Source organism: Homoserinimonas sp. A447 (assembly GCF_054489325.1).
Genome location: NZ_JBTMWW010000001.1, coordinates 559,442 through 578,043, shown reverse-complemented (window position 1 = coordinate 578,043; position 18,602 = coordinate 559,442). Strand labels below are relative to the sequence as shown.

Below are 18,602 nucleotides of genomic sequence, written 5' to 3'. Positions count from 1 at the left end.
TACCTCCTAGAAACCGAGCTCGCGGGCGATCACCATGAGCTGTACCTCGTTCGTGCCCTCACCGATCTCGAGGATCTTCGAGTCACGATAGTGGCGTGCCACCAATGACTCGTTCATGAAACCGTAGCCGCCGAAGATCTGGGTGGCGTCGCGGGCGTTGCTCATCGCCGCATCGCTGGAGACCAGTTTGGCGATGGCCGCCTCGGTCTTGTACGGGAGGCCGGCGGATGCGCGGCGCGCTGCCTCATGCCAGGCCAGGCGCGAGACGTGCACCCGGGACTGCATTGTGGCGATCATGAACGAGATCGCCTGGAACGATCCGATCGGCTTGCCGAAGGCGTTGCGCGACTTGGCGTACGCGACGGATTCGTCAACACAGCCCTGCGCAGCACCGGTCGCCAGCGCGGCGATGGCGACGCGCCCGTCATCGAGTGTCTGCAGGAAGTTCGCGTATCCGCGCCCACGCTCCCCCAGCAGGTTGGCCTCGGGAACCTTGGCGTTGTTGAAGGTCAGCGGATGCGTGTCAGACGAGTTCCAGCCGAGCTTGTCGTACGCGGGCTCCACGGTGAAGCCTGGCGTTCCGTTCGGAACGATGATGGTCGACAGCTCCTTGACGGCCTTTCCGTCGTCGCGGGTGGTCTGGCCGGTGACCGCGGTGACGGTCACGAAGCGGGTGATCGGGGTGCCGGAGTTGGTGATGAACTGCTTGCTGCCGTTGACCACCCACTCGCCGCCGTCGAGCACGGCCGTGGTACGCGTAGCACCGGCATCCGACCCCGCCTCTGCCTCGGTGAGGCCGAAGCCGGCGAACGCCTTGCCTGCGGTGAGGTCTGGCAGGTACTCCCGCTTCTGCTCCTCGGTGCCGTGCCGGAACACCGGGAGGGCGCCCAGGCCGACTGCGGCCTCGAGGGTGATGGCCAGCGACTGGTTCTGGGTGGCGATCGCCTCGATGGCGAGGCCCAGCGCCATCACGTCGCCGCCCTGTCCGCCGTACTCTTCCGGGAACGGCAGGCCGAACAGGCCCATCTCACCCATCTGGGCGACCACGTCCATCGGCAGCCGGTGTTCGCGGTCGGCCTCGTAGGAGATCGGTGCGATCACTTCGCGCGCGAAGTCGAGAACGGTGTCGTACAGGTCTTGTTCGTCTTCGCTGAGCTGGAAGGTCATGAGTGTGCCTCTTCCTGTTCTGCTCCCTCCTGGGGAGCGATGGTGTGGGGAGCGATGCTGGCGACGACCTGGTCGAGCTTGACCAGGTCGGCTGGTTTGGCGGTGATGGTGACAATGCCGTCGACGGTGGCGAGGAGCTTGTGCTCCATCTTCATCGCCTCGACTGTGAGGAGGGTTTGACCGGCGGTGACGGAGTCGCCGCTGGTCACGTTCACGGCGACGACCGTGCCGGGCATGGGCGAGCGTACGTCTGGGTCTGCCGCACCGGCCACCCTGGTGATGGCGTTCAGCTGGTCGGCGAGCTGCTGGGTGCGGCTCACCAGGTTCAGGTCGATCGCGAATCCGTGGTCGCCGACCCACACCGTGTCGCCGTCCACGGCCACGCGATAGCGCGTCACGCGTCCGTCGAGCTCCAGGCTGACGGTGGTGCCGCCCAGCCAGCTCAGTGCCGCCGACCGCCGTGCGCCGTCGCCGATTGCGATGGTGGCGGCATCCACCGCCCCGGAGATGAGGACGTCGACCTGGTCGGTGGCGGATGCGGCGAAGCGGTAACGGGACGGCACGTGTGGGCCGAGGCGCCAGCCGTCGCGGTGCCAGGCACTTCCCGGACTGGTCTCGCGAGAGTGCACGACCAGCGCGGCGACCGCCAGCAGCGCGTCATCCGCGCCACGGAACTCCAGCGATGGCAACATCCGCTCGATCAGCCCGGTCTCCAGGTTTCCAGCCTGCACTGCGGGGTCCGCGATGAGGTGGCGCAGGTAGTCGATGTTGGTCTCGATGCCGAGCACCGTGGTCGAGGCGAGCGCGCCGTCCAGTCGCGCCAGGGCCTCGGCACGGTCTACACCCCAGGCGATCACCTTCGACAGCATCGGGTCGTAGTTCGATGCGACCTCCAGGCCCTGCACCAGCGACGAGTCCACCCGAACGCCGTCGCCCTGCGGCTCGTCGAGCACCAGGGCGCTGCCGGTGGTCGGCAGGAACCCGCGAGCCGGGCTCTCCGCGTAGACGCGCGCTTCGACGGCATGCCCGGTCAGGCGGATATCATCCTGCACCAGGCTCAGCGGCTCACCGGCTGCGATGCGCAACTGCCACTCCACCAGGTCGATTCCGGTCACCAATTCGGTGACCGGGTGCTCCACCTGGAGGCGCGTGTTCATCTCCATGAAGAAGAAGTCGGTCGGCGCATTGTCGGAGACGAGGAACTCGATCGTTCCGGCGCCCACATAGCCGACGCTGCGGGCCACCTCGCAGGCGGCCTCGCCGATGCGGGCGCGGGTCTCGGAGTCGAGCAGCGGAGATGGTGCTTCTTCGATCACCTTCTGGTGCCGGCGTTGCAGTGAGCACTCCCGCTCACCCAGGTGGATCACGTTCCCTTGGCTGTCGGCGAGCACCTGCACCTCGATGTGGCGCGGCGTTGCCAGGTAGCGCTCGAGGAAGAGGGTGTCGTCGCCGAAGGCTGCGGCCGCGACCCTGCGGGCGGTGACCAGCGTCTCTGCGAGGTCCTCCGACCGCTCGACGACGTGCATGCCCTTGCCGCCACCCCCGGCCGATGGCTTGATCAGCAGTGGGTAGCCGACGTCTTCTGCGGCCGCGATGAGCTGGGCATCCGTCAGCCCCGGTTCGGCGATCCCGGCGATCACCGGCACCTGATGGGACTTGACGTGGGTCTTGGCCCGGATCTTGTCGCCCATCAGGTCGAGCGCCTGCACTCCGGGGCCGATGAAGGCGATTCCAGCTGTCTCGAGGGCGCGGGCGAAGTCGACGTTCTCGGAGAGGAAGCCGTAGCCGGGGTGGATAGCTTCAGCGCCGGTGGCCTGCGCTGCGGCGACGACAGCGTCGATGTTGAGGTAGCTGGCCTGGGCCGGCGCAGGTCCGATGCGCACGGCGACATCCGCCATCCGCACATGACGCGCGTTACGGTCGGCGTCGCTGTAGACCGCGACCGAGCGGATGCCCATGGCACGCAGCGTGCGGATGACGCGGCAGGCGACTTCGCCGCGGTTGGCGACGAGGACGGTGGAGAATTCCTGGGGCAACGGGATCACATCCTGAACAGGCCGAAGGCCGGGTCGGCGAGCGGAACGGTGGAGCAGACGTCGAGGGCGAGACCCAGGATGCGACGCGTGTCGCCCGGATCGATCACCCCGTCGTCCCAGAGGCGTGCGGTCGAATAGTACGGGTTGCCCTGACTTTCGTACTGTTCGGCGATGGGCGCCTTGAAGGCGGCTTCGTCTTCTGCCGACCACTCCTCGCCGCGCCCTTCGAGCTGTTCCCGTCGAATGGTGGACAGCACCGACGATGCCTGCGCGCCGCCCATGACGGAGATGCGGCTGGCCGGCCACATCCAGAGGAATTTCGGCGAGTACGCCCGCCCGCACATCGAGTAGTTGCCCGCGCCGAACGATCCGCCGATGACGACGGTGAACTTGGGAACGCGCGTGGTGGCCACCGCGGTGACCATCTTGGCGCCGTTCTTGGCGATGCCGCCGGCCTCATAGTCCTTGCCGACCATGAACCCGGAGATGTTCTGCAGGAAGATCAGCGGGATGCCGCGCTGGTCGCACAACTCGATGAAGTGGGCGCCCTTCAGCGCTGACTCACTGAACAGCACGCCATTGTTGGCGATGATGCCGACCGGATGCCCGTGGAGGCGGGCGAAGCCGGTCACCAGGGTCGTTCCGTACTCCTTCTTGAATTCGTGGAACTCGCTGGCGTCAACCAGGCGGGCGATCACTTCGCGCACGTCGTACGGCGACTGCACATCGGTGGGGACGACGCCGTACAGCTCGGACTCGTCAGCGGCCGGGTCGCGCGTCTCGATCACGTCCCAGGCGGTGTGGCGAGGCGTGGGCAGGGTCTCGACGATGCTGCGCACGATTTCGAGGGCGTGGGTGTCGTTCTCGGCCAGATGGTCGGTGACGCCGGAGGTGCGCGAGTGCAGGTCACCGCCACCGAGTTCCTCCGCGGTGACGATCTCGCCGATGGCGGCCTTCACCAGCGGCGGGCCGCCGAGGAAGATGGTGCCCTGGTTCTTGACGATCACCGTCTCGTCGCTCATCGCCGGGACGTAGGCGCCGCCGGCGGTACACGACCCCATGACGGAGGCGATCTGCGGAATCCGAGCCGCAGACATCCGCGCCTGGTTGTAGAAGATCCGGCCGAAGTGGTCACGGTCGGGAAACACGTCGTCCTGCTTCGGCAGGAAAGCGCCGCCGGAGTCGACCAGGTAGATGCAGGGGATGCGGTTCTCGAGCGCGATCTCCTGGGCCCGCAGGTGCTTCTTCACGGTCATCGGGTAGTAGGTGCCGCCCTTGACGGTGGCGTCGTTGGACAGCACCATGACGTGCCGGCCGTTCACCAGGCCGATCCCGGCGATCACGCCGGCGCCCGGGGAATCGTCGTTGTACATGCCGTTGGCTGCCAGCGGGGCGACCTCGAGGAACGGGCTGCCGGAATCGAGCAGCTGGTCGACGCGGTCGCGTGGCAGTAGTTTGCCGCGGGAGACGTGGCGCTTGCGTGACTTCTCCGGGCCCCCGAGTGCTGTCTTCGCGAGCCGCTCGTGCAGTTCTGCGACCAGCTGCCGCTGGGCGGCATCGTTGTTCCGGAAGGTGTCGCTGTTCGGATCGATCTTGCTGACGAGGGTTTCCATCGACGCTGCTTTCCGCTCCCGTCGCGCGTGCGCGAAATGGTTTCAGTTAGTGCTGGTTAACTAGATTTAGGTTAGTGTTCATTAACTGATTTGTCTAGGACGGGAGCGAGCATGAGCGAGACGACGTTTCCGACCGCCCGCGAGCAGGCGAAGGCTGACCGTCGTGCTGTGCTGCTCGCATCCGCTGCCCGCCTGTTCGCCGAGCGTGGCTTCGATCGGGTGTCGATGGAAGACCTGGGGGCCGCTGCCGGCGTGAGCGGTCCGGCGGTGTACCGGCACTTCCCCAGCAAGCAGGCGGTACTCGCGGCGTTGCTCGTCGAAGTCAGCGAGCGCCTGCAACAAGGCGGCCATCGGGTGGTGACGGCGGCGCGAGACGATGCGACCGCCCTGCGTGCGCTCATCCGCTTCCATGTGGACTTCGCACTCGCCAACCCGCACGTCATCCGGGTGCAGGATCGCGACCTGGATTCGCTGGCGGATGCCGATCGGCACGCCGTTCGCGCCCTGCAGCGCGGATACGTCGAACTCTGGGTCTCGGTGCTGGCACGCCTCGAGCCCGGCACCGACCCGGTCGAGTTGCGCATCCGTTCGCACGCCACCTTCGGGCTGATCAACTCGACGCCGCACAGCGCGCGCCCCTCCCCGCGCGGCGCTACACGCGACCTGCTCGAGCAGATGGCCTGGGCGGCGCTCACCAGCTGAGCGCTGCCGCACTCACCGCTCCCCCGGCACAATTGAGAGAGCTTTTCGGCCATCCGCACTCTTTGAGGGAAGTTTTTCCACCGCGGGACGAGTTTCTCCTCCCATCAGGCGCGATGCGCGGCGGATGCGCGGGAAATCATTCCCATCGTGTGCACGGCGGCGCATAATGGCCGCATGACGGAGCAGGCGGCTGTGCCGCCCGAGGACGTTCACCCGGTTCCACTTTCGATGCGGGCACAACTGCTCGCCACCGAGCATTGGAGCCTGCTCGCGTCGCGCAGCACCACCCAAAGCGAGGTGCTTACCCGCATCAACATGTTCCTGACCCTCGTTTCCGCCGGGCTCGTCAGTCTCGCGCTGGTCGGCCAAGCAACCGGATTCTCTGACGCTTTCATCGTCTTCGCGGTAGTTGTCCTCGGCTTCGTCTGCCTCGTCGGGGTCCTCACCCAGCTGCGCGTGATGAATGTCGGACTGGAAGACCTCGGGTACGTACTGGCCATGAATCGACTGCGTGCCGCCTACGTCGACCTCGATCCGGGTGTTGCGCCGTACCTGATGACAAGCCAGCACGATGACCTCGCCGGCTCGACCCGCACCTACTACTTTCTCGGGAAGCGGAGTGCGTTCAGCCACGTCGCCGGCAGCAGCATGGTCTTCATCTCCGTCGTCAATGCGGCCCTGGGCGGGCTCCTCGTCGCCACCATCACCGGCGCTCTGGCCGCACCTGCGCTGCTCAGCGTGGTGGCTGGTTTCATCTACGGGCTTACCTACTTCATCGTCTCCGCCGAACGTGGACGGGCAGGCTACCTGAGGACGTGGGACAACAACACTCCGCTCAACCCCACACCGCCGGAGTAAGTAGTGACATACCCGACGAAGCTCATCCCGTAGCCCTTTGCTCGCCGCAGGGTGCCCGTCAGAAGGCACCGGGGAGCGTCGCATTCCCTTCGGAGCGATCGTCCTGGATGTCCGGGTCGAGTCCCATCACCGCAATGTCGACTCCGGCAGTGATCAGCAGCTCAGCCTCATGGAGCGTGCCCTCGCCGTGGTTGACGGGAAGCCAGTGGGGAATACCGCTGGTCACGGCATCCGTGATCTCCGCTTTCAACTCCGCGATGTCGCGATTGGCGATGGTGTAGCGAATTCCGCCGTAGATCACGTCGATGCGCTTCATCGTGCACCGTTGTCGTTGGCCGACGGCGCTGCCGGCTCAGGTTCACGCACGATCTGGAGCCCGCCCGGCGTGTTGGCCGATAGCGTCAGCTCCTCAACCCATGCCCGGTTGATCGCGGGCATCCGGCTGCCGAAGTACTTGTAGACCAGCGGGATAGCGGGATGCAACCAGATGGTCGTGCGCCCATCACCGATGCGCGCATCGTCCTTCCAACTGAAGTAGAACGACTCGTTTCGGCGAAGCTTCGCCCCGATCACGATCTGCAGGTGCGCGAGCACACGGTCGTCGAAATCAGCAGTGAACGTTGAGTCATACGACAGCGTCCCCATGGCCTCGCCTCCGTAGCGTGTGTTCTCTCACCCCTTTCCTACCCGCAAACTGCGCACAAAGGTACCCCTTGCCTGCACCGTCGCACCGTTGAAGACTGGCGGGCATGAGACGCCTCTACTTCGCCGGCGGAAGCATGTTGATGGCAGACAACACCTGCAAGGCCGTGCTCCGCTATGCCCGCGCTTTGGCCGATGCGGGCAAGGCGGATGTGGTGATGCTCCCAGTCGTGACAGAGGGGGGAAGCCTCGCCTACGCCCACCTGCTGATTGGGCCGGCCAGCCAGATGTTCTCGACACCGGTGGAGAATAGCCAGGATGAGCCGTTTGACACCGAGGCCATCGCAGAACTGGAGACGCGGACACTGAAACTCCAGCCGTCACGCCCAACCTGGCCGTCAGAGATGACCGACGTTCCCGACATGAAGGACCTCGGACTCGACTATCCCGACCTTGACGCGGCGACCGGGCACGCCTGACCGACGTCACCGGTGCAGCAGCGGCTGCCCGGTCCGGCGTTCAGGCGTCTGACGTGCAGATGCAGAGCTCGTTGCCCTCGACATCGGCCAGCACCCACCAGTCGGGGGCGAACTCGTCGGTCAGCAGGAAGCCGCCGGCTGCGACCACGTCCCGCACTCGCTGTTCGGCATCCGCGGTCGGCACGTAGACGTCGATGTGGATGCGGTTGCGATCGGTGCGCGGGGGGTCCATGTGCTGGAACCACACCTTCGGGCCTCGGCCGGTCGGGTCGACGAGGTCGATGTCGCCGTCGCCGTCGGACTCCGATTCCACGTAACCCATTCCAACCCGCCAGAAATCGCGCACCGCGTCGGCATCCACGCAGTCGATCGCCAGTTCGTGCCGCTGGCGCTGAACCGGTTCGACGGTCGCGCCGAGTGCGTCCGCGAGCCCATGGATGCCGCGAGCCAGCTTGATGTCGCGCTCGGTGACACCGCCGGCATCGTGTGAGCTGAGTTCAAACTCGGCCGACCCGTAGCCGAGGCGGATGTCCGGGTGGTGATTCTGCGCATCCGCCAGTTGCGCGACCTGCGCCACCAGGGCCGCCGCGCCCTCGAAGTCGTCGGTCTTGTACTTGCCGTACAGCACGCCGTCGAGGTGCACGAATGCGGTGCCCTCGAGCTCGCTCGCGCTGTTCTGCGGACCCAGTGTTGCCTTCGCGTCGCTCATGTCCCCAGTCTGAGCACCCGGTCGGATGCGGTCAAGGGCGTGAACTCCTAGACCATCGTCAGGATCATGCCCGGGTTCGAGACGATGGTGCCGACATCCGCCAGGAAGCGCGACCCCTGCTCACCGTCGACCAACCGGTGGTCGAACGACAGGCTGAGCGTCATGACGCTGCGCAGCGCGACCGCACCCTGGTACTCCCACGGCTGGCGGCGGATGGCTCCCATCGCCAGGATGGCGGCCTCCCCCGGGTTCAGGATGGGCGTGCCGGCGTCGATGCCGAAGACACCGATGTTGGTGATGGAGATCGTTCCACCACCGAGATCGGCCGGGCTGGTGCTTCCGGCGCGTGCGGTCTCGGTGAGGGTGCCGATGGCATCCGCCAGCCCGACCAGGTCGAGCTGGTCGGCGTCCTTGATGTTCGGCACGATCAGGCCGCGCTGCGTCGCCGCCGCGATGCCGAGGTTGACGTAGCCGAACTGCACGATCTCGCCCGCCGCCTCGTCCCACCGGGAATTCACCGACGGGTTGCGGGAGATCGCGATGAGAATCGCCTTCGCGACGACCGTGAGGATGTTGATGCGGTGTCCGGCGAACGCACGGTTCGCCTTGATCGACTCGAGCAGCTCCATCGTGGGTGTCACATCGACGGTGAGGAACTCGCTGACGTGCGGCGCGGTGAACGCGCTCGACACCATGGCAGCGGCGGTGTGCTTGCGCACCCCCTTGATCGGAGTGCGCGTCTCCCGCTCGCGAGACGATGCAGGTGCAGCGGATGCCGTCGGAGCCTCCGAATGCGCCTTGACGTCGTCGCGGGTGATCAGGCCGTCCGGGCCGCTGCCGGTGACTGTGGCGAGGTCGATGCCCAGATCTGCTGCGAGTTTGCGGACCGGTGGGGTGGAGCGCGGGCGTTCCTTCACCGGTGCTGGGGAACTTGCCGTTGCGACCGGGGTCTCGACGGGCTCGCTCCCCACCGCACGGCCGACCGATGCTGGCGCACCGTTCGGAACCGGCGGCGTGGGCCCAAGCTTTTCAGGCTGGGCCGGCGCGGCCGGCGCGGCCCCACCGCTCCGAGCACGGCGCGTCGGCCGTCCGGTGCCCTCAACGGGCGGCCCGTAGCCGACGAGCACCGAGTTGCGCTCGCCTGACGGCGAGGCTTCGGCGACCGGCTTGCCCGAGGCATCCGTTCCCTCTCCGCCTTCAACCTCGATAGCCACGATCGGCGACCCGACCAGCACTGTGGTGCCCGGCTCGACGAAGAGCTGCGACACCGTTCCGGCGAACGGCGACGGCAGCTGCACGAGCGCCTTCGCGGTCTCAACCTCGGCGATCACCTGGTTGAGCTCGACGGTGTCTCCGACGGCGACGTTCCATGAAACCAGTTCCGACTCGGTGAGACCTTCACCGAGGTCCGGCATTGCGAATTCTTTGACTGCCATGGTCAGGCGCTCCAGCCGGTGAGGGAGTTCTCGCGGCCCATGACGCGGTCAACCGCGTCGAGGATGCGATCGAGGTCGGGAAGGTAGTGCTCTTCGAGCTTCGCCGCCGGGTATGGAACGTCGAAACCGGTGACCCTGGCCGGTGCAGCCTCCAGGTGGAAGAAGCAGCGTTCGGTGATGCTGGCAGCCACCTCGGCCCCGATTCCGCCGTATTGCGAGGCTTCGTGCGTGATCACCAGGCGGCCGGTCTTGCGAACGGATGCCTCCACGGCGGCGAAGTCGATGGGCGCAAGCGACCGCAGGTCGATGACCTCAACCGAGATTCCCTCATCGGCTGCGGCGAGCGCAGCATCCCGAGCGGTGATCACCAGGGGTCCGTAGGCGACGAGCGTGACATCCGTCCCCTCCTGCACCACGTGTGCGCGCTCCATGGAGAGTGCGTTGCTGATGTCTTCATCGACGTCGCCCTTGACCCAGTAGCGGCGCTTCGGCTCGAAGAACAGCACCGGGTCGTCGCAGGCGATCGCCTGGCGGATCATGGTGTGCGCATCCTGCGGGTTCGAGCAGGTGACCACCCGCAGTCCGGCAGTGTGGGCGAAGTACGCCTCAGGCGATTCGGAGTGGTGCTCGACCGCGCCGATGCCACCGCCGTACGGAACCCGGATGGTGATGGGCATCTTCACCTTGCCGCCCGTGCGGTAGTGCAGCTTGGCCACCTGGGCGACGATCTGGTCGAACGCCGGGTAGATGAAGCCGTCGAACTGGATCTCGACCACCGGGCGGTACCCGCGGAAGGCGAGACCGACGGCCGTTCCCATGATTCCGGCTTCGGCGAGCGGGGTGTCCATGACGCGGTCGGCGCCGAACTCCTTCTGCAGGCCATCGGTGACGCGGAATACGCCCCCGAGCGTGCCGATGTCCTCACCGAGGAGCACCACCTTGGGGTCGTCGGCAAGCGCACTCCGAAGTCCGGAGTTGATGGCGGCGGAAAGTGACAACAGGCTCATTTCGCGCCCCCTTCGTACGACGCGAGATAGGCGGCGTACTGGCTCTTCTGCCGCTCCAGCAAGGAGTGCGGCGTCGCGTACACATTGTCGAAGACGGTGAGTGCTTCCGGGGCCTCGAGCCCGTAGCATCCGTCGCGCATCTCCCCCGCGACCGCGTCTGCCTTGGCCTTGACCGCTGCGGACACCTCGTCGGTGAGCAGGCCCTTGGCCTGTAAGAGGCGTTCCAGGCGGATGATCGGGTCTTTGGCCGCCCACTCCTCCTGCACCTCGGGGTCGACGTACCGGCTCGGGTCGTCGGAGGTGGTGTGCGGGCCCATCCGGTAGGTGACCGCTTCGATGAAGGTCGGGCCGTCGCCGCGGCGGGCGCGATCGAGTGCCACCCGGGTGGCCGCCATGACCGCGAGAACGTCGTTGCCGTCGACTCGCATGCTGGGGATGCCGAAGCCTGGGGCACGGTCGGCGATCGGGCGGGTTGCCTGCAGGCCGACCGGTTCAGAAATCGCCCACTGGTTGTTCTGGCAGAAGAAGATCACCGGGGCCTTGAAGCTGGCGGCGAAGACCATGGCCTCGTTCACATCGCCCTGGCTGGTCGCCCCGTCGCCGAAGTAGGAGATGGCGACCGAGTCGACCCCATCCTTCTTGCAGCCGATGGCATAGCCGGTGGCGTGCAGTGTCTGGGCGCCGATGATGACCGCTGGCGTGGCCATGTTGATGTCGAAGGGGTTCCAGCCGTGATGGCCCACTCCGCGCCAGAGTCGAATCATGTCGGTGAGGTCGGCGCCCCGGCAGTAGGCAACCCCGTTTTCGCGGTAGCTGGAGAAGACGAAGTCGTCGGAGCGGAGGGTGCGGGCGGAGCCGATCTGGGCAGCTTCCTGCCCGAGCAGCGGCGGCCACAGTCCCAGCTGGCCCTGGCGCTGGAGGGCTGTCGCCTCCGTGTCGATACGACGAACGACCACCATGTCTTCGTAGAGGGAGACCAGTTGCTCGTCGGTGACGTCGGAAACCCAGCTGTCGTAGCTCGGGTCCGTCACCCGCTCACCCGTCGGGGTGAGCAGCTGGATGAGGTCTTCCGGGTGGCCGAGAAGGTTGAGGTCGGTTGTGGCCTCAGGCACGTTGGTTGCACGCAACATTTGTTTGCTCCGTTGTCGGCGGTTCCCGCTCTTGTGGAGCTCGGGCACCGTTGCCAGATGTTGCTCCAGAGTACGTCGATATGGCAGGAGGTTCAAGCATCCGCAATTTGACTGAGCATAATGCTCTATCGCAAGGCTTTCGACAGTGCTAACGTCACGTTATGCGACGAGTGGACACCACCGACATCCGGCTCCTTCGGGCCATGATCACCGACCCTCGAGGCACCGTCGTGGCGCTCGCCCAAAGACTCGGACTGTCCAGGAACACAGTGCAGGCGCGGATGTCCGGCCTCGAGTCGCGGGGCGCCCTCTTCCCTTTCGATCGCCGCATCAACCCGGAAGCACTCGGCTATCGGCTGACCGCCTTCATCACGGTGCACCTGCACCAGCCCAGCCTGCCGGAGATCGTTGAGCAGATTGCTCAAATTCCGGAGGTCATCGAGGGTTTCGGCCTCAGTGGACCTGCCGACCTGCTGGTGCGCGTGGTGGCCGCCGACGCCGAGGACCTGTTCCGGGTCAACGGCAAGGTGCTCGCCGTTCCCGGTGTCGAACGCACCGAAACCTCGCTCGCGATGGGCGAGCTGATCCCCTTCCGCATGGACCCTCTGCTCGAGGTCGGGCCGCGCCTCACCGACTGAACTCGGCGATAGCATCGAACAACGTCAGCGATCGACGATGACGACGTGCGAAGGAGCGACGGATGCCGGACCAGTCCCTGAAAACCCAGGACCAACCGCACGCGATCGTCGTCGGAGCAGGCTTGGCCGGGCTGGTCGCCGCCGCAGAGCTGGTGGACGCCCGCAAGCGGGTCATCATCGTCGAGCAGGAACCGGAAGCCAGCTTCGGCGGGCAGGCGTGGTGGTCGTTCGGCGGCCTGTTCCTGGTCGACAGCCCGGAACAGCGCAGGATGGGCGTGAAGGACAGCCGCGCGCTGGCCCACCAGGACTGGTTCGGCACGGCGGGCTTCGACCGCGACGAAGACGATTGGGCGAAGAAGTGGGCTGAGGCCTACCTCGAGTTTGCCGGCGCCGAAAAGCGCGAGTGGCTAGCCGGCTTGGGGGTCAAGTTCTTCCCCGTGGTCGGCTGGGCGGAGCGCGGCGGATACACCGCGAATGGGCACGGCAACTCCGTCCCACGGTTCCATATCGTGTGGGGCACGGGCCCTGGCATCCTGGAGCCCTTCATCGCCCGAGTGCGTGCCGGGGTGGGTGCCGGGCTGGTCTCACTCGCCTTCCGTCACCGGGTCGACGAGCTGATGGTCGAGAACGGCGCCGTGGTGGGCGTGCGCGGTTCGGTGCTGGCGCCGGATGACGCCGAGCGCGGCGAGGCGAGCAACCGCGAGTTCGTGACCGATTTCGAGTACCGCGCCGGCGCTGTCATCGTCGCCAGTGGCGGCATCGGCGGCAACCACGACCTGGTTCGTGAGCAGTGGCCGAAGCGCATGGGCACTCCCCCGAAGTCCATGCTCTCCGGCGTTCCGGCGCACGTGGACGGGCGGATGCTGGCCATCAGTGAGAAGGCGGGCGCTCGCCTGGTCAATGGCGACCGCATGTGGCACTACGTCGAGGGCATCGAGAACTATGCGCCTGTGTGGGCCAGGCACGGCATCCGCATCCTGCCCGGCCCGTCCAGCATCTGGCTGGACGCAACCGGCAAGCGCCTCCCGGTTCCCCTGTTTCCCGGGTTCGACACGCTCGGCACACTCGAGCACATTCTCCAGGCCGGCCACGAACACAGCTGGTTCGTGCTCACCCAGAAGATCATCGAGAAGGAGTTCGCCCTCAGCGGCAGCGAGCAGAACCCCGATTTGACCGGTAAGGACCTGAAGCTGCTGTTGCAACGCGTGAAGAAGGGCGCTCCGGGCCCGGTGGAGGCGTTCAAGGAGAAGGGCGCGGACTTCGTGGTCGCCGACACGCTCGACGAACTGCTCGCAGGAATGCAGCGCCTCTCCCCCGAGGTGACCATCGACGCCGAGCAGGTGCGCCTCGAGGTCGAGTACCGGGATCGCGAGATCGACAATGCCTTCTCGAAGGACGCGCAGGTGAATGCCCTGCGCCAGGCCCGCAAGTATCGCGGCGACAAGCTGATCCGGGTGGCGAAGCCGCACAAGGTGCTCGACCCGAAAGCCGGCCCGCTGATCGCGGTCAAGCTGCACATCCTGACCCGCAAGAGCCTTGGCGGCATCCAGACCGACCTGAATGCGCAGGCGCTGAATTCTGCCGGCAAGCCGGTGCCGGGGCTGTACGCGGTAGGCGAGGTCGCCGGTTTCGGGGGCGGCGGCATGCACGGCTACCGGTCACTGGAAGGCACCTTCCTGGGCGGATGCCTGTTCACCGGTCGCACAGCCGGCCGCGCCGTCGCGAGACTGTAGGGTTCAGGTGGCAAACCTGAGGAGAAACCAGTTCCACCATCCCCAGCATCCGGAGCTAGTGCAGCAGGGTCCACGACTTCCGACGCACCAGGGTGTGGCCGCCGAGTGAGGTGAGCCGCGTCCAGGGGCCGGTCTCGTAGATGCTGACCGGGGCATCCGTCGCCAGGAAACCAAGGGTCATCGCCGCGAAAGCAGCACCGGCTGGGACGTGTTCGAGGGTCGGGATCGGCCGACTCCACACCTCGGAGCGCACCCGGCGAAGGATCTGCTCGCCGATCTCATCCGGAACAGCCTCCTTGATCTCGTCGATTCCCGACTTGGCCACCTCTTCGAGCATCCGCGGCTCCGTCGGCTCCAATTGCAGCCAGCCACCTCGCGGAGGCGAGATCGCCGCCCAGGTCGCCGTGTTCACCTCGATCGGAAGCCCGACCGTCACCGTCTCGGAGCGGTCGCGCTCAGCGTTCTGAAGGCGCACCAGCCTCTCGATGAGGCTCCTCAGCGGAACGACGGCATCGAATGTCGACTGATCGGTGAGGGCGAAGGTGCGGAGGCCCAGCACCGTCGGGCTCTCGTCGCGCAGGCCGACCGGATAGAGCACCGCGACGTATGCCGCGAGCACGCCGGAACCTGCGATCAGGCGCACGGAGCCCTCCTCAACGCGACCGGCGCGGCTGAGGAAGGTGTGCAGATCGTCGAGTGCGAGGGAATCCACGAGGGAGAATGTGTTGCTCATCTGCAACCTAAACTACCTATCAACGGCGGTAGTCGGGTATCCCGGCCGTGTGAACCCCCCAGAATCGCAGGAGATGGCATGACTCGACCGCTGGACAAGCTGCTCACGGCACTCGACCTGACCGACACCGGAGCGAGGACCAGCGAAGACATCTACACCGGTCACAGCCAGTGGACACCGCTCGGACGGGTTTTCGGCGGGCAGGTTCTCGCCCAGTCGCTGGTGGCGTCGATGCGCACCGTCGCCGAAGACCGCCCGATCCATTCCATGCACGGCTACTTCCTGCGCCCCGGAGCCGTCGATGAGCCGATCACCTTCTCGGTCGACCGCATCCACGATGGACGATCCTTCTCCACCCGCCGGGTGCAGGCGTACCAATCGGCGTTGCCGATCCTGTCGCTCATCGCATCGTTCCAGGATGAGGATGAGGGCCTTGACCACCAGACGCCGATGCCGGAAGGCTTCCCGGACCCGGAATCTCTGCCCTCGGTCACCGAGGTGCTGGGTGACAACACGGATGTGGTGGCCCGCAGCTGGGCGAGCGACCGGCCTTTCGACATCCGCCACGTTCCCTCCCCCATCTACTTCTCGGTGGAGGGCGAGCATGTGGCGCACCAGGCGGTCTGGATGAGGTCGACCGACCGCTTGCCCGACGATGAGAACCTGCACCGCGCGGCACTCGCCTACGTGAGCGACTATTCGCTGCTCGAACCGATCTTCCGGCGGCATGGCGTCGCCTGGTCCACCCCCGGCATCAAGGTGGCGAGCTTGGACCACGCCATGTGGTGGCATCGCTTCGGGCGGGTGGACGAGTGGATGCTCTACGTTCAGGAATCCCCGACCGCCACCGGAGGGCGCGGGCTCTCCCTCGGCCGCATCTACAGCCGTGACGGCGTGTTGCTGGCCAGTGTCGCCCAGGAGGGCATGGTGCGGGTGCCCCGCGCCGACTGACTGTATTGACGCCTCACGGGGTCCCGCGCAGCAGTACCGTTCCGTCGGCGACGGAGCGAACCTCGACAGAGCGGATCTCGGCCAGCCCGACCGACGCCGTTCCGGACGGCGTCGCGGTCTGCCCCGGTGCCGCCGACCAGGTGGCGACCCTCACCTCGTCACCGGCATCATCCGTCACGTACATCGCGTACTCGACCGGCTCCGAGTACGGATCGCCGGCATCGTAGCGGCACTCCATCTCGACGAGCGTTCCCCATTGCTCTTCGATCAGGCGGATGCTCGCCACCAGTGGCGACGGCGTCACCCGTTCCAGCTCCAGGGCAACGCTCGCCGGCTCGGGTTCCATGGTCGCCAGGAGCCCCGGGACGACGACGGCACCGATCGCCCCCGCAGCCACGGCGGCGGCGACTGCGAGCGCGACCGCCCACCGCCGCACCCTGCGGCGCTTCTGGCTACGACCGCGTGCAACGTGGCCGGCCAGCTGCGGCATGAGGTCGGGAGCCTGCGGAGGAACGCGTTCCAGCAGGTCGTCCGCGTCGGCGGCCGGCACCTTTCCGAGCAGGCCCGGCATCCCGGCCAGTTCAGCCATGGACGACGCACACTCCTCGCAGTCGGCGAGGTGCCGCTCGTACCGTCGCCGGTCATCCGTCGACAGCGAGCCGAGCAGATAGGCGGCATCCCAGTCGCGAAGCTCATCGTGTTCGCTCATTCGGTCAGCCCCCTCTCCTGCAGCGCGAGCCGCATCGACCTCAGCGCATAGTGGAGCCTGGACTTGACGGTCCCCTCCGGAATTCCGAGGATGCGGGCGATCGCCGCCACCGAGAGCCCCCGGTAGTAGGCGTGCACGACGACAACGCGATGCTCGGGCGAAAGCTGGGCGAGAGCATCCGATACCAGCCAGGCGTCCAGGACGCTGTCGGTGTGGTCTGCGCTCACCCGTTCCGGCATCACGGCGGCAGGCAATTCGTGCCGGGAGTGCGCGCTCCGGTACTCATCGATGACCAGGTTGCGGGCGACAGTGAACAGCCACGCACGAGCGGATGTTCCGGAGGCCTCGAGCTGCACCGGACGCTTCCACGCGCGCAACAGTGTCTCCTGCACCACGTCCTCCGCCAGTTCGCGATCGCCGCACAGCCACACGACGTAACGCCACAGGGCGGGTGCGTGTTCGTCGTGCAGCGCGCGCAGCGCTTCCGCCTGCCTGTCGGCCATCACACCTCCCACCTGAGATACGTCACGGCGGCACCGAAAGTTCACTCACAATGAACCGGATGCGAGCGGGTCTCGTTCATAGAGTAGGCACAGCACTTGCGATTGACGAGAAAGTAGAGATTCGTGACTGAACTTCCGATCCTGACCCGGCGTGGACTGATCGTGGCCGGCAGCGCCACCGTGGCCGGGGCATCCGTGCTGGCATTGGCGGCCTGCTCCCCCGCGGCTGAAAGCCCTGAGCCCGGCGCCTCCGAACCGACCGGCCTGCAGCCGGGCACCGAGTTGGCCGTGCTCGCCGATATTCCCGTCGGCGGCTCGCTGGGCGTTCAGGTGGATGGTTCTGCCGTGCTCCTGTCCCAGCCGGAGGAGGGCAAGGCGATGGCGTTCAGTGCGATCTGCCGCCATCAGGGTTGTGTCGTGGCAGCAGCGGGAGCATCCTTCGACTGCCCATGCCACGGGTCCCGCTACGACGCGGCGACCGGCGACGTGTTGAACGGACCGTCGACCCGCCCCCTCATCGAAATCGAGGTCACGGTTGCCGACGGGCGGGTGGTAGTCGCCTGATGGACTGGGTGTTCGGGGACCTGCCACTGCACCCATTGCTGGTGCACCTCACCGTTGTCCTGATTCCGGTCGCCGCGCTTGCCGTGGTACTCGCCGCAGTCTGGCCGGCCGCCCGCCGGCGCCTCGGCCTGCTGCCTCCGCTCCTCGCGTTGGCCGCATTGGTCATGGTTCCCATCACCACCACGGCCGGAACCTGGCTGGCCGAGCGGGTGGGACGCACGCCCCTGGTCGACCGGCACGAGGCGCTCGGCAACTCGATCCTCCCCTGGGTGATCGCGTTGTTCGTTGTCGCGCTCGCAATCTGGGCCTGGCACCAGTTCGCTAAGACGACCGGACGGGCTCGATTGGTGGTGTCGGTGATCCTGGCGGCAGCTGCGGTCGCCGTCGCCGCCGGATCGGTGGTGATCATTGTGCAGATCGGCGACTCCGGTGCCCGCGCCGTGTGGACAGGGAACTTCAGTGACGAGCCGGTCCCGGCATCCTGACCCGCTCGCGCCTACTCGTGCTCAGGCTCGCTTGGCAAACGTCAGCGGTTCTTCGACGTAGGGTGACCAGGCCGCGCGCAACTCGTCCGGAATGCGCTTCGGCCGCCCGGTCGCCGCGGTCACCATCACCAGCGTGGTGGCGGCCCGGGTGAACAACTGCCTCGGAACCACCCCGACCGGCGAATAGAGCTCGTAGCAGATCTCCAGGCTCGCCCCGCCGATCCGGCCGATCCACAGCTCGATGTCGATCGGCGCCCGCATGTAGGGAATCGGCAGCAGGTACTCGATCTCCTGCCGGGCAATCAGGGTCATGGTCTCGGCACCGGGACGGCCGTCGAGAACTGCGGTGGCCGGCACCGGCCCGGCATCCGTGACCGCGCCTGCGTCCGGCGGCCAGAACGCCTGGATGCGCGCCTCCTCCAGCAGGCGGAACATCTCCGCGTTGTTGACGTGCGCGTACGCGTCGAAGTCGGACCAGCGCAGCGAGATGGCGACGTGCAGGCGCAC

At 66.7% G+C, this 18,602-nt stretch carries 21 protein-coding genes; 8 read left to right on the top strand and 13 right to left on the bottom strand.

Annotation, left to right across the window (positions count from 1 at the left end):
• Positions 1–6: 6 nt before the first annotated feature.
• From ACX3O0_RS02850 to ACX3O0_RS02840, 3 genes are read right to left on the bottom strand one after another with little or no spacing between them, the layout of a single operon-like run.
• The gene (locus tag ACX3O0_RS02850; protein ID WP_459106727.1) at positions 7–1,167 is read right to left on the bottom strand and encodes an acyl-CoA dehydrogenase family protein; all 1,161 of its coding nucleotides are present in this window, start codon (positions 1,165–1,167) and stop codon (positions 7–9) included.
• Positions 1,164–3,209: an acetyl/propionyl/methylcrotonyl-CoA carboxylase subunit alpha gene (locus tag ACX3O0_RS02845; RefSeq protein ID WP_459108440.1), complete on the bottom strand. Its 2,046-nt coding sequence runs from the start codon at positions 3,207–3,209 to the stop codon at positions 1,164–1,166. The genes ACX3O0_RS02850 and ACX3O0_RS02845 overlap by 4 nt, the downstream gene beginning before the upstream one ends.
• The gene (locus tag ACX3O0_RS02840; RefSeq protein WP_459106726.1) at positions 3,209–4,816 is read right to left on the bottom strand and encodes a carboxyl transferase domain-containing protein; all 1,608 of its coding nucleotides are present in this window, start codon (positions 4,814–4,816) and stop codon (positions 3,209–3,211) included. Before ACX3O0_RS02840 ends, ACX3O0_RS02845 begins: the two co-directional genes overlap by 1 nt.
• A gap of 111 nt (positions 4,817–4,927) precedes the next feature.
• Here ACX3O0_RS02840 and ACX3O0_RS02835 point away from each other — a divergent pair, with 111 nt between their 5' ends.
• A complete protein-coding gene (locus ACX3O0_RS02835; RefSeq protein ID WP_459090813.1) occupies positions 4,928–5,518 on the top strand; it encodes an SACE_7040 family transcriptional regulator in 591 nt (196 codons plus the stop codon).
• 174 nt (positions 5,519–5,692) lie between these two features.
• On the top strand, positions 5,693–6,376 hold the full coding sequence (locus ACX3O0_RS02830) for a hypothetical protein (RefSeq protein WP_459090811.1): 684 nt from the start codon (positions 5,693–5,695) through the stop codon (positions 6,374–6,376).
• Positions 6,377–6,434: 58 nt separating this feature from the next.
• Here ACX3O0_RS02830 and ACX3O0_RS02825 read toward each other — a convergent pair whose 3' ends face one another.
• Together ACX3O0_RS02825 and ACX3O0_RS02820 are read right to left on the bottom strand one after the other, a co-directional pair.
• Positions 6,435–6,692 (bottom strand): hypothetical protein, encoded by a 258-nt coding sequence (locus ACX3O0_RS02825; protein ID WP_459106725.1) that lies wholly within the window; start codon positions 6,690–6,692, stop codon positions 6,435–6,437.
• Positions 6,689–7,021 carry a DUF7882 family protein gene (locus tag ACX3O0_RS02820; protein WP_459090807.1) on the bottom strand — a complete coding sequence of 111 codons (333 nt, stop codon included), beginning with the start codon at positions 7,019–7,021 and terminating at the stop codon, positions 6,689–6,691. The genes ACX3O0_RS02825 and ACX3O0_RS02820 overlap by 4 nt, the downstream gene beginning before the upstream one ends.
• Positions 7,022–7,125: 104 nt before the next feature.
• Here ACX3O0_RS02820 and ACX3O0_RS02815 point away from each other — a divergent pair, with 104 nt between their 5' ends.
• Positions 7,126–7,497 carry a hypothetical protein gene (locus tag ACX3O0_RS02815; protein ID WP_459090805.1) on the top strand — a complete coding sequence of 124 codons (372 nt, stop codon included), beginning with the start codon at positions 7,126–7,128 and terminating at the stop codon, positions 7,495–7,497.
• Between the two features lie 40 nt (positions 7,498–7,537).
• Here the strand turns inward: ACX3O0_RS02815 and ACX3O0_RS02810 are convergent, their stop codons facing one another.
• From ACX3O0_RS02810 to pdhA, 4 genes are read right to left on the bottom strand one after another with little or no spacing between them, the layout of a single operon-like run.
• Positions 7,538–8,206: a VOC family protein gene (locus tag ACX3O0_RS02810; RefSeq protein WP_459106724.1), complete on the bottom strand. Its 669-nt coding sequence runs from the start codon at positions 8,204–8,206 to the stop codon at positions 7,538–7,540.
• Between the two features lie 47 nt (positions 8,207–8,253).
• Entirely contained in the window at positions 8,254–9,642 is a 1,389-nt protein-coding gene (locus tag ACX3O0_RS02805) for a dihydrolipoamide acetyltransferase family protein (RefSeq protein WP_459106723.1), read from the bottom strand.
• A gap of 2 nt (positions 9,643–9,644) precedes the next feature.
• The gene (locus ACX3O0_RS02800) at positions 9,645–10,649 is read right to left on the bottom strand and encodes an alpha-ketoacid dehydrogenase subunit beta (protein WP_459106722.1); all 1,005 of its coding nucleotides are present in this window, start codon (positions 10,647–10,649) and stop codon (positions 9,645–9,647) included.
• Positions 10,646–11,779: a pyruvate dehydrogenase (acetyl-transferring) E1 component subunit alpha gene (gene pdhA, locus ACX3O0_RS02795; protein WP_459106721.1), complete on the bottom strand. Its 1,134-nt coding sequence runs from the start codon at positions 11,777–11,779 to the stop codon at positions 10,646–10,648. Before pdhA ends, ACX3O0_RS02800 begins: the two co-directional genes overlap by 4 nt.
• 161 nt (positions 11,780–11,940) lie before the next feature.
• Between pdhA and ACX3O0_RS02790 the strand changes: the two genes are divergently transcribed.
• Complete coding sequence (locus tag ACX3O0_RS02790) at positions 11,941–12,417, top strand: Lrp/AsnC family transcriptional regulator (protein ID WP_459090795.1); 477 nt, start codon at positions 11,941–11,943, stop codon at positions 12,415–12,417.
• A gap of 62 nt (positions 12,418–12,479) precedes the next feature.
• A complete protein-coding gene (locus tag ACX3O0_RS02785) occupies positions 12,480–14,150 on the top strand; it encodes an FAD-binding dehydrogenase (protein WP_459106720.1) in 1,671 nt (556 codons plus the stop codon).
• A gap of 55 nt (positions 14,151–14,205) precedes the next feature.
• Here the strand turns inward: ACX3O0_RS02785 and ACX3O0_RS02780 are convergent, their stop codons facing one another.
• Positions 14,206–14,883, bottom strand: a complete 678-nt coding sequence (locus ACX3O0_RS02780; RefSeq protein WP_459106719.1) for a hypothetical protein — start codon at positions 14,881–14,883, stop codon at positions 14,206–14,208.
• A gap of 78 nt (positions 14,884–14,961) precedes the next feature.
• On the opposite strand from ACX3O0_RS02780, the gene ACX3O0_RS02775 reads away from it, so the two are divergent.
• Entirely contained in the window at positions 14,962–15,834 is an 873-nt protein-coding gene (locus tag ACX3O0_RS02775) for an acyl-CoA thioesterase (RefSeq protein WP_459090789.1), read from the top strand.
• Between the two features lie 13 nt (positions 15,835–15,847).
• Here the strand turns inward: ACX3O0_RS02775 and ACX3O0_RS02770 are convergent, their stop codons facing one another.
• Together ACX3O0_RS02770 and ACX3O0_RS02765 are read right to left on the bottom strand one after the other, a co-directional pair.
• A complete protein-coding gene (locus ACX3O0_RS02770; protein ID WP_459106718.1) occupies positions 15,848–16,543 on the bottom strand; it encodes an anti-sigma factor family protein in 696 nt (231 codons plus the stop codon).
• Entirely contained in the window at positions 16,540–17,046 is a 507-nt protein-coding gene (locus ACX3O0_RS02765) for a sigma-70 family RNA polymerase sigma factor (RefSeq protein ID WP_459106717.1), read from the bottom strand. Before ACX3O0_RS02765 ends, ACX3O0_RS02770 begins: the two co-directional genes overlap by 4 nt.
• Before the next feature lie 123 nt (positions 17,047–17,169).
• Here ACX3O0_RS02765 and ACX3O0_RS02760 point away from each other — a divergent pair, with 123 nt between their 5' ends.
• Both ACX3O0_RS02760 and ACX3O0_RS02755 read left to right on the top strand, forming a co-directional pair.
• A complete protein-coding gene (locus tag ACX3O0_RS02760) occupies positions 17,170–17,610 on the top strand; it encodes a QcrA and Rieske domain-containing protein (protein WP_459090783.1) in 441 nt (146 codons plus the stop codon).
• Positions 17,610–18,095 carry a DUF2231 domain-containing protein gene (locus ACX3O0_RS02755; protein WP_459106716.1) on the top strand — a complete coding sequence of 162 codons (486 nt, stop codon included), beginning with the start codon at positions 17,610–17,612 and terminating at the stop codon, positions 18,093–18,095. Before ACX3O0_RS02760 ends, ACX3O0_RS02755 begins: the two co-directional genes overlap by 1 nt.
• Before the next feature lie 21 nt (positions 18,096–18,116).
• Here ACX3O0_RS02755 and ACX3O0_RS02750 read toward each other — a convergent pair whose 3' ends face one another.
• Complete coding sequence (locus ACX3O0_RS02750; RefSeq protein ID WP_459106715.1) at positions 18,117–18,602, bottom strand: acyl-CoA thioesterase; 486 nt, start codon at positions 18,600–18,602, stop codon at positions 18,117–18,119.